We start from the raw sequence: 13,601 nt of genomic DNA on the forward strand, positions 1-13,601 counted from the left end.
ACGACCAGGCCATGACCCTGAACGGCGCCCTCGACAGCCGCCTTACCCTGCCGCTCTATCGCCAGCTCTACCAGCGCTTTCGCCAGGCACTGGACGAAGGCCGGCTGCGGCCCGGTGACCGGGTTCCGGCGGTGCGCGCCCTGGCGGCGGAGTTGAACGTGGCCCGGGGCACGGTGGAGATGGCCTACCAGCAGCTGATCGCCGAAGGCTTTCTGCTGCCGCGCGGTCCGGCCGGGACCATCGTCTCGCCGCAGTGGAATCGACCGACCGCTCCACCAGCGGCCGTACCCTCCGTGCCGACCGCCTCGGCAATCCACGCCGGCGGCACGCCGTTGCCGCTGCAGCTGGGTCTGCCGGCGCTGGACGCCTTCCCGCGCAAGCTCTGGACGCGCCTGGCCGCGCGGCAACTGCGCAGCCAGGGACTGGAGGGTCTGGTCTATCCCGATGCCCGGGGTCACGCCGGCTTGCGCGCCGCCCTCGCCACCTACCTCGGCCTGTCCCGCGGGATCGCCTGTCGTCCGGAGCAGGTGTTCGTCTGCGCGGGCTATCGCGCCTGCCTGGATCTGATCGTGCAGACGCTGCTGGCGCCGGGTGCTGCCTGCTGGTTCGAGGAGCCCGGCTATTTCATCGCCCGCCGGGCATTGCAGGACGCCGGCCTGGAACTGGTGCCGGTTCCCGTGGACGCAGCGGGACTGGATGTCGCCGCCGGCCTCGCCCGGGCACCGACCGCCCGTTGCGCCCTGGTCACCCCCAGTCACCAGAGCCCGCTGGGCGTGTCTCTCGCCCTGCCCCGGCGGCTGGCACTGCTGGACTGGGCGGGGCGGCAGAACGCCTGGATCATCGAGGACGACTACGACGGCGAATACCGCTATCAGGGCAAGCCGCTGCCCGCGCTCAAGAGTCTGGATGACGGAGGACGGGTGCTCTACACCGGTACCTTCAGCAAGGTGCTGTTTCCCGGCCTGCGCCTCGCCTACCTGGTGGTGCCGCCCGGTCAGGTCGCCGCCTTCGGTCGCAGCGCCGACCGCTTGCACAACCACGCGCCCCTGCTGCTGCAGGGCACGGTGGCGAGCTTTCTCGAAGAAGGGCATTTCGCCCGCCATCTCAATCGCATGCGCACCCTCTACCGACAGCGCCGCCTGTGGCTGGCCGAGGCGCTGACGAGCGCGCTGGGCGACGCGATGCGGATCGACCTGCAGGCCGGCGGCCTGCACCTGCTGGCACGCCTGACCCAGGGCGACGATCGCCGCTGGGCGGAGGCCGCCCAGGCCGACGGCCTGGCGGTCCAGGCCCTGTCTCGCTGGTATCTGGAGACGCCCAGTGCCCAGGGCCTGCTGCTGGGCTTCACCAATGTCGTCAGCGCGGCGGAAGCCGTCGCCCTGGCCCGGCGGCTGGCTCAGCTGGCGCCCTGACCGCTCGCTGTTCGTCTCGGCCCTTCGCCCGTCCCGTCATCAGGGGCTGCACCGAAGCGCAAAAATGTTTATTTCGTCACATAAAACTTTTTCAGGCGCGACCGCTCAAAGACCAGGCTCGGAGGCTCTAGCCTGCCACTCTTGATTGGAAACAAAGCCTTTTTCGGCACCCACTCCGCAAGTAGCGGCACGAACGGAGTCACCCGCGATACCTGCACTACCAGGAGCCACGCTTCCCTGCCGTCCACGCAAGACACGGATCAGTCGCGTATCCCTCCGCTCGTTCGCTGTACTCCCAAAACGTTGCCCTCTGGGCGTGAGTCGACAACCTGGCGCGTGAGGCCTTCCCATGCTGCAACAGCTGACCATCGCGAACAAACTCAGACTCGGCTTCGGTGCCATTCTGGTCATCATCCTGGCGCTGATCCTGGCGGCCCGGCAGGGCTTCAACCAGGTCAATCTGGCGGTTCAGCAGAACATTCATTCCTACCATGTCCTGCAGGACTCGGACGCGGCCCTGCTGGCGCTGGTCAACATGGAGACCGGCATGCGCGGTTTCGCCCTGACCGGCAAGGAAGAGTTTCTCGAACCCCTGAACAGGGGTGAGCAGCGCTTCGCCGAGCAGTTGCAGGAGCTGACTCAGCTCACTCGCGACAACCCCGCCCAGCAGGCCGACCTGACCCAGCTGGGCCAGGCCAAGCAGCAGTGGAATAGCGAGTCCGTCCAGCAGATCCTGGCGTTGCGCCGGCAGGTCAATGCCGGTACCCAGCCGCTGGATGCCCTGACCGCCCGCATCGCCACCGCCCAGGACAAGGGCAGGATGGATGGCATGCGCGAGTTGCTGGCGCAGATCAAGACCCGTGAGAACGCCTTGCTGGACGGCCGGACCCAGTCGATGGCCGACGCCAAGCAGCAGGCCATGGCGATCCTCATCAGTGGTGGCATCCTCGCCGCCCTGCTGGCGCTGGGCATCGCCTGGTCGCTGACCCGTACCATCGTCGGCCGGCTCACCCAGACCGTCGCCATCGCCCGCACCATCGCCGCCGGCCAGCTGGATTCGCCGATTCCCACTGGCGGACGCGACGAACTGGGCCAGCTGCTGACCGCCTTCGGCCAGATGCAGGACAAGCTGCGCGGCATGATCCAGGGGATCAAGCAGGGCACCGACCAGTTGGTGGCCGCCTCCCACAGCATCTCGGCCAATTCCCAGCAGCTGTCCGCCGCTGCCCAGGAACAGTCCAGCGCCGCCTCCAGCATGGCGGCTACCGTGGAAGAGCTGACCGTGAGCATCAACCACGTTTCCGACAACGCCGGGGAAGCCCACGACCTCTCCAGCCAGTCGGGCCGACTGGCCCAGGACGGTGGCCAGACCATCCAGGCCTCGGTGGACAGCATGAGATCCATCGCCGGCACGGTGCAGTCCTCGGCCGCCCGCATCGGCGAACTGGGCGAGCATTCCGAGCGGGTCTCCTCCATCGTCAGCGTGATCAAGGGCATCGCCGACCAGACCAACCTGCTGGCGTTGAATGCCGCCATCGAGGCGGCGCGGGCCGGCGAACAGGGACGCGGCTTCGCCGTGGTGGCCGACGAGGTGCGCCAGCTGGCGCAACGCACCACCAATTCCACCCAGGAGATCGCCGCCATGATCGAGAAGATCCAGGCAGCGACCCAGGCCGCCATGAGCGACATGGAAGTGGGCGTGCGCCAGGTCAACGGTGGGGTCGACCTGGCCAATCAGGCCGGTGAAGCGGTGGTCAGTATCAACACCTCTTCGGACAAGGTGGTGCGGGTGGTAAACCAGATCTCCCTGGCCCTGCGCGAGCAGACCGCCGCCAGCCACGACGTGGCCCGTACCGTGGAGCGCCTGGCGCAGATGGCCCAGCAAAACAGCGAAGCCATCGGCGAGACGGTGCAGACCGCGGTGTCCCTCGACGCCCTGGCCAACGACCTGAATCGCCAGATCGGGCAGTTCCGCTGCTAGCGCCAGGCTCCCCCGCACCGCCTTTCCATCGATCCCGGTACCTGGCCGGGATCGCCTCGCCGAAACACCTCGCAACATTCTCTTAACGCAACGGTCACAAAGGCGTCTCCCTCAAGGCCTGCGCCCTGCATGAAAACCCCGCGTCCCGTCGATCGTCTGCCCCGCCTCAACCAGCTGCGCAATCTGAAAATGGCCCGCTCCGCCCACGCCTACGTCCGCGGCAGCACGGTGCAGTTCTACGAGTGGCTGCACAGCCAGCCCGGCCGCAACCTGCCCAATGGGCCGGCGGTGTGGATCTGTGGCGACTGCCATGCCGGCAACCTGGGCCCCACCGGCGATCTGCACGGCTCCACCGACGTCAACATCCGCGACCTGGATCAGACCGTGGTCGGCAATCCGGCCCATGACCTGGTGCGTCTGGCGCTGTCGCTGGCCACGGCGGCGCGCGGCTCCGACCTGCCGGGGGTGACCACCGCGCGGATGCTCGAAGAGATGATGCGCGGCTACGAGGTGGCCTTCGAAGACGATCTCGAGCGCGAGGTCCCGCGCCCCGCCCAGGTAAAGGCCGGGATGCGCAGCGCGGTACAGCGCACCTGGAAGCACTTGGCCAGGGAGCGCATGGAAAACACCCGCCCCAAGCTGCCGCTGGGCAAGCACTTCTGGCAGCTGAGCAAGGACGAGCGCAAGGCCATCGCCGAGCTGTGCGAGACGCCGGGCATCCATGCCCTGGTGACCTCGCTCAAGGGCCGCAGCCACGACAGCCGCGTCGAACTGCTGGACAGCGCCTACTGGGTCAAGGGCTGCAGCTCCCTGGGGCTGCGGCGCTACGCCGTGCTGCTGGGCGTGGACGACGGCGACGACCAGGACTACTGCCTGATCGACGTCAAGCAGGCGGTGGCCGCCGCCGCTCCGCGCGTGGCCCATGCCACCATGCCCCGCGACAACGGCAAGCGCGTGGTGGAAGGCGCCCGCCAGCTCTCCCCGGCCCTGGGCAATCGCATGCTGGCGGTGCGCATGCTCGACCACTCCTTCTTCATCCGCGAATTGCTGCCCCAGGATCTCAAGCTTGAACTGGACGAACTCAGCGCCCGCGAAGCCATGAGCGCCGCCGCCTACCTGGCCCGCGTGGTCGGCCGCGCCCACGCCCGGCAGATGGACCTGGCCACCCGCGTCGAGTGGATGAGCGACCTGCAACGCAATCGCACCCGCACCCTGGATGCCCCCTCCTGGCTGTGGAGCAGCGTGGTGCAACTGGTAGGCGCCCACGAAATGGGTTACCTCGCCCACTGCCGCGCCTATGCGCTGGAGCATGCGCAGGACTGATCAGGTAGGGGCCAAATCTCCAGACTGGCACGTCACGTGGCCACTTGCGGAGCACGACTTGCGGTCCTTGTACCGTAAGCGATCCAGGAGAGTGGTAGTGAGACCTCTGGCAATCGCTACCACTCTTCCCCTCCTTTTGCCCGTCCTGCCAGTTTCTACGGCAGACAATGTCATGCCGCACTTAAACTTCCATTTTTTACAAGGAGGTTTCAGTGAAAAGGACGGTCATTCTCTTCGCTGCTTTGCTTAGCGGCTGCAGCATAAAACAGCAGGTGGCTCCGGCCGAGCTGTCCGGGGCGAGCTCTTCTGAGATCTGTACCATCCCTGCGGCAGGGCTAAGATCGGGCTTCAATACGACCTATGTCGATGCCCTGGAACGGAAAGGATTCAAGGTCAGGCCACTACCTGCTGGTTCGAACCCCGCCGAGTGCGACCTTTCCACCACCTATACCGGAACGTGGGGTTGGGATCTGGCGCTGTACATGAAGTTCGCGGATATCCGCGTGTTTCAGAATGGACGTCAAATTGGCCAGGCTATATACGACTCACGCTGGGGCTCGGGTCGACCGGACAAGTTCATCAACGCCGAAAACAAAATCAACCAGCTTGCAAACGAGTTGTTTCCCCGCGGTGCCGGCGAGCTCGTCCGCAAGTACCAGGCACCCGCTTCCATATCGGCGCCTAGCCTCTCGTCCAAGGAGGCCCGGATCCAGGCTCTTCAAGGTCAAGGGTTGTCTTATGAGGAATACTCGAGACGTTATCGGGAAATCATGGCCCAGTGATACTTCGTACTTTGTCATTGCTCATTCAGAAGGGCACCTTGAGTAGATGTCGGGCGGGCCGAAGGTAGTAACCATGAAACGCTGCTTTCGCTCGCCCATTCCCGCGCTCTTCGATGTCGCACGTTATCTGGACGCTGCGGTATCCGCACACCACGCGGGCTATGCAATGGACGCAGCAAGATTGTTCACGCTCGCTGACTGTCAGCTTGCGCGGCAATGGCTGGAGTCCATCTGGGGCCGAGCCAGCCCCTACGTGACGGTGACCAAGTTGCCGCCCTTACCTATCACGATGCCTGTCAAAGCCAGGATGCCCACCAACGCCCAGATCCGCAGCCTTCATGCGCGCGACGGCTTTCATTGCCGTTTCTGTGGACTACCCGTGATTCGCGCGGAAATTAGGAAGAAGGCGGTCGCGCTGTATCCCGAGGCCGTCAGCTGGGGCAGGACCAATGCCTCCCAGCATGCGGGCTTCCAGGCGTTATGGGCTCAGTACGATCATGTCGTGCCCCATTCCGCAGGCGGTACCAACGAGCTGGATAACCTAATCGTGACCTGTGCCGCCTGCAACTTCGGCAAGATGTCCTATCGTCTGGAGGAAATTGGCCTGCTGGACCCCAGAGAGTTTCCCATCGTGGTCAGCCATTGGGACGGACTGGAGCGATTCGAGGCCTTCCCGGACCATAAATTCGAGCTGAACGGAGACTCTTACTAACTCGCAAGGTCCGATTCTGCACGTTCCTGAACAAGGCTGTACTTCGCCCATGCCCTCCTCCCCCCGTCCCGGTTTCGTCTCCGTCCGCGGTGCCCGCGAGCACAATCTGAAGAACGTCGACGTGGACATCCCTCGCGATGCCTTGGTGGTCTTTACCGGGGTGTCCGGCTCGGGCAAGTCGTCGCTGGCCTTCGGCACCCTCTATGCCGAGGCCCAGCGGCGCTACTTCGAATCCGTGGCGCCCTATGCGCGGCGACTGATCGACCAGGTCGGGGTACCGCAGGTGGAAGCCATCGAGGGTCTGCCGCCGGCGGTGGCCCTGCAGCAGCAGCGCGGCCAGCCCAGCAGTCGGTCGTCCATGGGCAGCGTGACCGGACTGTCCAGTCTGGTGCGAATGCTCTACTCCCGCGCCGGGCGCTATCCCGCCGACCAGCCGATGCTCTATGCCGAGGACTTCTCGCCCAACACGCCCCAGGGCGCCTGCCCCAAGTGTCACGGCCTGGGCCGGGTCTACGAGGTGACCGAGGCCTCCATGGTGCCGGACCCCGCGCTGACCATCCGCCAGCGCGCCATCGCCGCCTGGCCCACCGCCTGGGGCGGGCAGAATCTGCGAGACATCCTGGTCACCCTGGGCTATGACGTCGACATCCCCTGGCGCGACCTGCCGCAAGAGCAGCGCGACTGGATTCTCTTCACCGAGGAACAACCCACGGTGCCGGTCTATGCCGGCCTCACCCCCGAGCAGACCCGCGCCGCGCTCAAGCGCAAGGCCGAGCCCAGCTACCAGGGCACCTACACCGGGGCGCGGCGCCATGTGCTGCACACCTTCGCCAATTCCCAGAGCGCCAAGATGAAGCAGCGCGCGGCGCGCTTCATGATCGGCCAGACCTGCCCGCTGTGCCACGGCAAGCGGCTGACCCGGGCGGCGCTCTCGGTGACCTTTGCCGGCCTGGACATCGGCGAGCTGTCGCGGCTGCCGCTGGACGACCTCACCGTGCTGCTGCGCCGGGTCGCGGCCGGCGATTTCGACGAGGCGAAGGATGCCCGCGTGCTGGACGCCAAGACCGGCCAGCAGGATCGCGCCCGGCGCAAGGCCGCTGGTGGCAGCGACCACGCCGGCGCACCGGACGTGCGCCGCACCCCCGATCTGTCCCCGGAAAAACGTCTGGCCGCCCAGCGCATGGCCAGCGAATTGCTGGAACGGCTGCAGACCCTGACCCGCCTGGGCCTCGGCTACCTGGCGCTGGAGCGCAGCACCACCACCCTCTCTTCCGGCGAGTTGCAGCGGCTGCGCCTGGCGACCCAGCTGGTGTCCCAGCTGTTCGGCGTGGTCTATGTGCTGGACGAACCCTCCGCCGGTCTGCATCCGGCCGATGGCGAATCCCTGCTGGAAGCCCTCGACGGCCTCAAGGCCCAGGGCAATTCGCTGTTCGTGGTGGAGCACGACCTGGCCACCATGAAGCGTGCCGACTGGCTGGTGGATGTCGGTCCCGCCGCTGGCGAAGGCGGTGGCCGGGTGCTCTACAGCGGTCCGCCCGCCGGCCTGGCCGACATCGAGGAGTCGGTGACGGCGCGCTATCTATTCGCCGCGCCGCAGCGCGAGAACCGGCCACCGCGCGAGCCCCAGGGCTGGCTGCGCCTGGCCGGGGTCACCCGCAACAATCTCCAGAGTTTGGACGCCGCCTTTCCGCTGGGCTGCCTGACGGCCGTGACCGGTGTCTCCGGTTCGGGCAAGTCCAGCCTGGTCAGCCAGGCGCTGCTGGAACTGGTGGGCGCCGAGCTGGGCCAGCGCGCCGCCGAGGACAGTGACGAGGCAACGGAGCTGGAGGCCGATGCCCTGCCCGCCACCACCGGCCAGGTGGTCGAGGGTCTCGGCGGCATCCGCCGGCTGGTGCCGGTGGATCAGAAGCCCATCGGCCGCACCCCGCGCTCCAACCTGGCCACCTACACCGGCCTGTTCGACGGGGTGCGCAAGCTGTTCGCCGCCACCCCTGAGGCCCGGGAAAGAGGCTTCGACGCCGGACGCTTCTCCTTCAACGTCGCCAAGGGCCGCTGCCCAACCTGCGAGGGCGAAGGCTTCGTCAGCGTCGAGCTGCTGTTCATGCCCAGTGTCTATGCCGCCTGCCCCACCTGCCAGGGCGCGCGCTACAACCCCGAAACCCTGGAGGTGCGCTGGCAGGGCAAGACCATCGCCGAGGTGCTCGGCCTGACGGTGGACGAGGCCCTGGCCTTCTTCGCCGAGGAAGCCACGGTGGCGCGGGCGCTGCGGGTGCTGGCCGATATCGGCCTGGGCTATCTGCGCCTGGGCCAGCCGGCCACCGAACTCTCCGGCGGCGAGGCCCAGCGCATCAAGCTGGCCACCGAGTTGCAGCGCACCAGCCGTGGCACTACCCTCTATGTGCTGGACGAACCCACCACCGGTCTGCACCCGGCCGACGTGGAGCGTCTGATGCGCCAGCTGCACGGCCTGGTCGACGAGGGCAATACCGTGGTGCTGGTGGAGCACAATCTGCAGGTGGTGGCCGGCAGTGACTGGCTGATCGACATCGGCCCCGGCGCCGGCACGGCCGGTGGTCGCATCGTCGCCAGCGGCACGCCCCGCGCGGTGGCGGACGATCCCGCCAGCCCCACGGCGCCCTATCTGCGCCCCCTGTTCGACTAGCTGGCCAGCGGTGCCAGGCTGCGGCGACAGGCCGCCAGCACCAGCAGGGAAGCCACCGCCGCCAGGGCACCGAACTGGAAGGTGGCGGCGGAGCCGAGGAAGTGCCAGAGCGCGCCGGCGATGCTGCTGGCCAGCAACAGGGCGATGCCACTGACCAGGTTGAACAGGCCGAAGGCGGTGCCGCGCAACTCGGCCGGGGCGGTGCGGGCGACCATGGCGGCGAGCAGCCCCTGGGTCATGCCCATGTGCAGGCCCCAGAGCACGACGCCCAGCGCCAGACCGCTCCAGCCGCTGCTGAAGGCCAGCGCCAGGTCCGCCAGGATCAGCAGCACCAAGCCCCAGGCCAGCAGCGCGCGGTGACTGACCCGGTCGGATAGCGCCCCAAGCGGATAGGCCGACAGCGAGAACACCAGCTGCATGCCCACCATCACCAGCGGCACCAGCGCCAGGGGTACGCCCACCTGCTCAGCCTTGAGCACCAGGAAGGCTTCGCTGAAACGCGCCAGGGTGAAGACGCCGCCGAGCAGCGCCACCTGCCAGAAGGCCGCCGACAGCTTGCGCAGCTGGCTGCGCGTCAGCGGATTGGTGCGCGCCTGGACGATGGCCGCCCTGGGTTCGTCCAGGCCGAAAACCAGCAGGGCCACGGCGATGAAGGCCGGGATCACCGCCACCCAGAACACCGCGCGGAAATCGTTGGCCCAGAGCAGCATCAGCCCCACCGCCAGCAGCGGGCCAAGAAAGGCGCCAAAGGTGTCCAGCGACTGGCGCAGGCCATAGGCGGCGCCACGGATCTCCGGCGGCGTCACATCGGCCACCAGGGCGTCGCGCGGCGCGCCGCGGATGCCCTTGCCGATGCGATCCATGAAGCGCGCGCCGAATACCAGGCCGGCACCGCTGGCCAGGGCGAACAGTGGCTTGCTCAGGGCGCCCAGGCCATAGCCCAGCACCGCCAGGCCCTTGCGCTTGCCCAGGTAGTCGCTGAGTACGCCGGAAAAGATCTTGGTGATGAGCGCGGTCGCCTCGGCCACCCCTTCGAGGATGCCGATGTAGAGCACGCTCAGGCCCAGGCCGGTGGCCAGGAACAGCGGCAGCAGGCTGTGGATCATCTCCGAAGAGATGTCCATGAACATGCTCACTCCACCCAGAATCCAGACCCCTCGGGGTATCCGTCGCCAGCTCGCCGTCATCGTCACGCCCCTGTCCCTCTCGATCCCGTCCATCCCTGCCTGGCGGCAGGCAAACCGGTCGAAATTAGCATGACGATTGCCTGAGGCTCTACGGACGTGACATCCCCCGTTACACTGGGCGCCGCTCCTTTTCTCGAGGCCATCCCATGAAAACCCTGCTGGTCATCGGCATCGGCGCCGGCGATCCCGACTACCTCACCCTCCAGGCCATCGCCGCCCTCAATCGCGCCAGTACCTTCTTCCTGTTCGACAAGGGCACGGAAAAGGACAGCCTGATCCACCTGCGCGAAACCATCTGCGCCCGCCACATCCGCCAGGCGGACTATCGCTTCGTCACCGCGCCCATTCCCGAGCGTCGCCGCGAAGGCGACTACCGCCAGGCGGTGGACGACCTCAACGCCGCCAAGCAGGCGCTGATGGTGGAGATGATCGAGCAGGAACTGGCGGACGACGAATGCGGCGCCTTCCTGGTCTGGGGCGATCCGGCGCTGTACGACAGCACCCTGCGCATCCTGGCGGCGATCAAGCGCGAAGGCCGGCTGGACTTCGACTACGAGGTGATCCCCGGCATCTCCAGCGTCCAGGCCCTGGCCGCGCGCCACCGGGTGCCGCTCAATCGCATCGGCCAGGCCCTGGAGATCACCCCGGGCCGGCGCCTGGAGCGCTTCCCCGCGCACCTGGACAGCCTGGTGGTGATGCTCGATTCCCATGAAGCCTATCGCCGCCTGGACGAACCCGGCCTGCACATCTACTGGGGTGCCTACGTGGGCACGGCGGACGAGCTCCTCATCGCCGGTCCGCTGCAGGAGGTGGCCGAGGAGATCCACCGGGTGCGCAGCGCCGCGCGTGAAGAGCACGGCTGGATCATGGACACCTATCTGCTCTGTCGGGGGCCGGCGGACGCCTGAGGGCTGTCCAGGCGTCGATCCAGGTGAAGGGTCTGCCAGGGCAAGGCCATCTCCCGCACGACGACCTGAAAGCCCTGGTCGAGCCAGAAGGCCTCGGCCCCGGGCAGGAAGGGATGGGTGTGCAGGTAGAGGCGCTCGACCGCGTCGCGCCGTGCCTGGGCCAGCAGCGCCGCGAACAGCCGCCGCGCCAGGCCCTGGCGCCGCTGCCGGGGCACCACGAACAGTCGTACCACTTCGACCACCCTTTCACCGGGATAGGCCAGCTGGGGAAAGCGTCGGTCGTAGGGTCGATAGGCGATGCTGCCGATCGGCTCTCCGGCGGCGCCCCGGGCGAGCAGCAGGCAGCCACGATCCGCACCATAGTGGTCGGCGAAGCGCTGTAGATCCTGGGGTACGGCATTCGCCTCGACCCGGCTACCGAACAGCTCGCGATAGCTCGCCAGCAGAAAACCCAGCGTCTCGTCATCCGCCACGGTGAGCCGTTCGAGGGTGATGGGTGGCGCTTCGCTCATGGTCCTGTTCGTCTCTCCAGCAGCGGCAGGGGCGCGACATTTCGGCGCAGGTTCGCGCCGGCCGGGCTGTGCGTGGCCCGCGACGATGATACAGTTCCCCGCCATGATAACCGTCCGTTCCCCGCGCGCTTCGCTCGCCTGGATGCTGCTCGCCTGCATCCTGCTGAACGGACTCGTCTGCGCCCTCGGCCATGGCCAGATGCTGGCGCGACTTACCTTGCCGGTCTCGCCTCCGCTGGCCCAGGGGCACGAGCATCACCACGGCCTGCACGCCCAGACCGCCCAGGACGACATGGCCGGCATGCATGCGGGCCTGCCGGGCGGCAGCGTGACCACCCTTTCCCCCACGGGTGACTGCGTGTTCGCCGCCACCCTCTTCCTCGCCACGCTGGCCGCCGTCGTACTGCAGTGGCTGCTGCGTCCCGGCGATCCTCATCGTCCTCGCTACCAGAGTGCGCTGCCGCCGCCACCCCGCGCACGGCGCTCCACGCTCCATCCCCAGGCGCCCTGACACCCCGGCGACGAAAGACGGCTGTCCTCCTTTCTCGTAATCCTGCGCGTGGCCCCTCGCTGGCCGCGCGTCGCTCCGTGGTGAACGCTATGACTTCGCACCCCTCCGCTCCGACCGCCAAGACGCCGGGGCCGCTGCTGCAGCTGTTGGCGCGGCTGCATTTCCTCATCGGCCTGTTCGTCGGTCCCTTCCTGCTGGTGGCCGCCGCCAGTGGCCTGATCTATGCCCTCACGCCGCAACTCGAGGCCCACCTCTATGCCGAGGCGCTGCACACCCCCAGCCGCGGCAAGCCCCTGCCGCTGGCCGAGCAGATCCATATCGCCCAGGCCGCGGTAGACCCCACCCTGACCCTGGGCGCGGTGCGCCCCGCGCCGGCCGAGGGCGACACCACCCGGGTGATGTTCAACGATCCGGCGCTGGGCGAGTCCACCCACCGGGCGCTGTTCATCGATCCGGTCACCGGCGCCATCCGCGGCGATCTGGCGGTCTATGGCACCAGCGGCATCCTGCCGCTGCGCACCACCATCGACCAGTTCCACCGCAGCCTGCTGCTCGGGGAGCCCGGTCGCCTCTACAGCGAACTGGCCGCCTCCTGGCTGTGGGTCGCGGCCCTCGGCGGTCTGACCCTGTGGCTGGTGCGCCGCCGCCAGCGCCGCCCGGCCCGCGGCCTGCGCGGCCTGCATGCCAGCACCGGGGTCTGGCTGCTGGGTGGCCTGCTGTTCCTCTCCGCCACCGGTCTGACCTGGTCGCGCTTCGCCGGCGACAACATCGGCGTGCTGCGCGCCCACTACGGCTGGTCCACGCCGGGCGTGAAGACCGCCCTAGGCACCGCACCCGCGCCGGCCATGGCCCATGACGAGCACGCCGATCACCATGGCGCCATGCACATGGCCAAGGCACCGGCTCTGGATCCGGCCACCTTCGACGGGGTGCTGGCCAGCGCCCGCGCCGCCGGCATCGACGCCGGCAAGCTGGAGATCCGTCCGGGGCGCAGCGCCGACAAGGCCTGGACGGTGAGCGAGATCGACCGCCGCTGGCCGACCCAGGTGGACGCCGTCGCCGTCGACCCGACCAGCTTCAAGGTGGTCGATCAGGTGCGTTTCGCCCAGTACTCGCTGCCGGCCAAGCTGACCCGCTGGGGCATCGATGCCCACATGGGCGTGCTGTTCGGCCTGGCCAACCAGCTGGTGCTGGCGGTCGTCGCCCTGGGCCTGCTGGTGATGACCGTCTGGGGCTATCTGCTCTGGTGGCGCCGTCGGCCCAGCCGCGATCCGGCACAACCCGGCCTGATCACCCTCTGGCGCCAGCTGCCGCCCCTGCCGCGTCTGCTGGTCCCGGCGACGGCCCTGCTGCTCGGCCTGTGCCTGCCGGTGCTGGGCGGCAGCCTGCTGCTGTTCCTGGTGGTGGACGCCCTGCTGGGCCTGCGCGGCCCGGCGCTGCGCACGGAGGCCGGTTCGGCCTGAGGTGGGGATGGGTGGTTGTTGGGCTTCGCCCTGACCCAGCCGTAGCGTGGAAAACCGCGCAGCGTTTTCCACCTGTGCCACCCAGGACGCGTGGACAAGGCTGCGCCGTTGTCCACCCTACCCGCACGCAGCCGACCGCCCACACCAA

The 13,601-nt window shown here is 67.9% G+C and carries 11 protein-coding genes; 9 read left to right on the forward strand and 2 right to left on the reverse strand.

The genetic code is table 11. The features are described 5' to 3' along the window. The first annotated feature begins 11 nt into the window (after positions 1 to 11). The 6 genes from OXS31_RS04125 (at position 12) to OXS31_RS04150 (ending at position 8,872) form a co-directional block, all read left to right on the forward strand. Positions 12 to 1,412 (forward strand): PLP-dependent aminotransferase family protein, encoded by a 1,401-nt coding sequence (locus OXS31_RS04125; protein WP_267398044.1) that lies wholly within the window; start codon positions 12 to 14, stop codon positions 1,410 to 1,412. A 349-nt stretch (positions 1,413 to 1,761) separates the two neighbouring features. Further along, on the forward strand, positions 1,762 to 3,393 hold the full coding sequence (locus OXS31_RS04130; RefSeq protein ID WP_267398047.1) for a methyl-accepting chemotaxis protein: 1,632 nt from the start codon (positions 1,762 to 1,764) through the stop codon (positions 3,391 to 3,393). A 129-nt stretch (positions 3,394 to 3,522) separates the two neighbouring features. Next, positions 3,523 to 4,716 carry a DUF2252 family protein gene (locus OXS31_RS04135; RefSeq protein ID WP_027602615.1) on the forward strand — a complete coding sequence of 398 codons (1,194 nt, stop codon included), beginning with the start codon at positions 3,523 to 3,525 and terminating at the stop codon, positions 4,714 to 4,716. A 212-nt stretch (positions 4,717 to 4,928) separates the two neighbouring features. Continuing rightward, entirely contained in the window at positions 4,929 to 5,498 is a 570-nt protein-coding gene (locus tag OXS31_RS04140) for an Sbal_3080 family lipoprotein (protein WP_007159355.1), read from the forward strand. 73 nt (positions 5,499 to 5,571) lie between these two features. Next, complete coding sequence (locus OXS31_RS04145) at positions 5,572 to 6,210, forward strand: HNH endonuclease (protein WP_267398050.1); 639 nt, start codon at positions 5,572 to 5,574, stop codon at positions 6,208 to 6,210. Positions 6,211 to 6,259: 49 nt separating this feature from the next. Next, positions 6,260 to 8,872 (forward strand): excinuclease ABC subunit UvrA, encoded by a 2,613-nt coding sequence (locus OXS31_RS04150; protein WP_267398051.1) that lies wholly within the window; start codon positions 6,260 to 6,262, stop codon positions 8,870 to 8,872. Here the strand turns inward: OXS31_RS04150 and OXS31_RS04155 are convergent. Then, the gene (locus tag OXS31_RS04155) at positions 8,869 to 10,002 is read right to left on the reverse strand and encodes an MFS transporter (protein ID WP_267398052.1); all 1,134 of its coding nucleotides are present in this window, start codon (positions 10,000 to 10,002) and stop codon (positions 8,869 to 8,871) included. The genes OXS31_RS04150 and OXS31_RS04155 overlap by 4 nt on opposite strands. 203 nt (positions 10,003 to 10,205) lie before the next feature. Between OXS31_RS04155 and cobF the strand changes: the two genes are divergently transcribed. Then, positions 10,206 to 10,967, forward strand: coding sequence for a precorrin-6A synthase (deacetylating) (cobF, locus tag OXS31_RS04160; RefSeq protein WP_144955543.1), 762 nt, complete (start codon positions 10,206 to 10,208; stop codon positions 10,965 to 10,967). Here cobF and OXS31_RS04165 read toward each other — a convergent pair. Next, positions 10,934 to 11,479: a GNAT family N-acetyltransferase gene (locus tag OXS31_RS04165; protein WP_267398056.1), complete on the reverse strand. Its 546-nt coding sequence runs from the start codon at positions 11,477 to 11,479 to the stop codon at positions 10,934 to 10,936. The genes cobF and OXS31_RS04165 overlap by 34 nt on opposite strands. Before the next feature lie 103 nt (positions 11,480 to 11,582). Here OXS31_RS04165 and OXS31_RS04170 point away from each other — a divergent pair, with 103 nt between their 5' ends. Both OXS31_RS04170 and OXS31_RS04175 read left to right on the forward strand, forming a co-directional pair. Beyond that, a complete protein-coding gene (locus OXS31_RS04170; RefSeq protein WP_042136000.1) occupies positions 11,583 to 11,990 on the forward strand; it encodes a hypothetical protein in 408 nt (135 codons plus the stop codon). 89 nt (positions 11,991 to 12,079) lie between these two features. Then, positions 12,080 to 13,453: a PepSY-associated TM helix domain-containing protein gene (locus tag OXS31_RS04175; protein ID WP_267398058.1), complete on the forward strand. Its 1,374-nt coding sequence runs from the start codon at positions 12,080 to 12,082 to the stop codon at positions 13,451 to 13,453. The last annotated feature ends 148 nt before the right edge of the window (positions 13,454 to 13,601 follow it).

This window comes from Pseudomonas sp. GM_Psu_1 (assembly GCF_026544185.1).
In the GTDB taxonomy this organism is placed as follows: domain Bacteria; phylum Pseudomonadota; class Gammaproteobacteria; order Pseudomonadales; family Pseudomonadaceae; genus Chryseomonas; species Chryseomonas oryzihabitans.

What these genes read in the sequence shown, in the direction of transcription:
- OXS31_RS04155 (WP_267398052.1), bottom strand. Translation starts at nt 10,002, where the DNA reads ATGTTCATGGACATCTCTTCGGAGATGATCCACAGCCTGCTGCCGCTG.
- OXS31_RS04165 (WP_267398056.1), bottom strand. Translation starts at nt 11,479, where the DNA reads ATGAGCGAAGCGCCACCCATCACCCTCGAACGGCTCACCGTGGCGGAT.
- OXS31_RS04135 (WP_027602615.1), top strand. Translation starts at nt 3,523, where the DNA reads ATGAAAACCCCGCGTCCCGTCGATCGTCTGCCCCGCCTCAACCAGCTG.
- cobF (WP_144955543.1), top strand. Translation starts at nt 10,206, where the DNA reads ATGAAAACCCTGCTGGTCATCGGCATCGGCGCCGGCGATCCCGACTAC.
- OXS31_RS04130 (WP_267398047.1), top strand. Translation starts at nt 1,762, where the DNA reads ATGCTGCAACAGCTGACCATCGCGAACAAACTCAGACTCGGCTTCGGT.
- OXS31_RS04145 (WP_267398050.1), top strand. Translation starts at nt 5,572, where the DNA reads ATGAAACGCTGCTTTCGCTCGCCCATTCCCGCGCTCTTCGATGTCGCA.
- OXS31_RS04125 (WP_267398044.1), top strand. Translation starts at nt 12, where the DNA reads ATGACCCTGAACGGCGCCCTCGACAGCCGCCTTACCCTGCCGCTCTAT.
- OXS31_RS04175 (WP_267398058.1), top strand. Translation starts at nt 12,080, where the DNA reads ATGACTTCGCACCCCTCCGCTCCGACCGCCAAGACGCCGGGGCCGCTG.
- OXS31_RS04170 (WP_042136000.1), top strand. Translation starts at nt 11,583, where the DNA reads ATGATAACCGTCCGTTCCCCGCGCGCTTCGCTCGCCTGGATGCTGCTC.
- OXS31_RS04150 (WP_267398051.1), top strand. Translation starts at nt 6,260, where the DNA reads ATGCCCTCCTCCCCCCGTCCCGGTTTCGTCTCCGTCCGCGGTGCCCGC.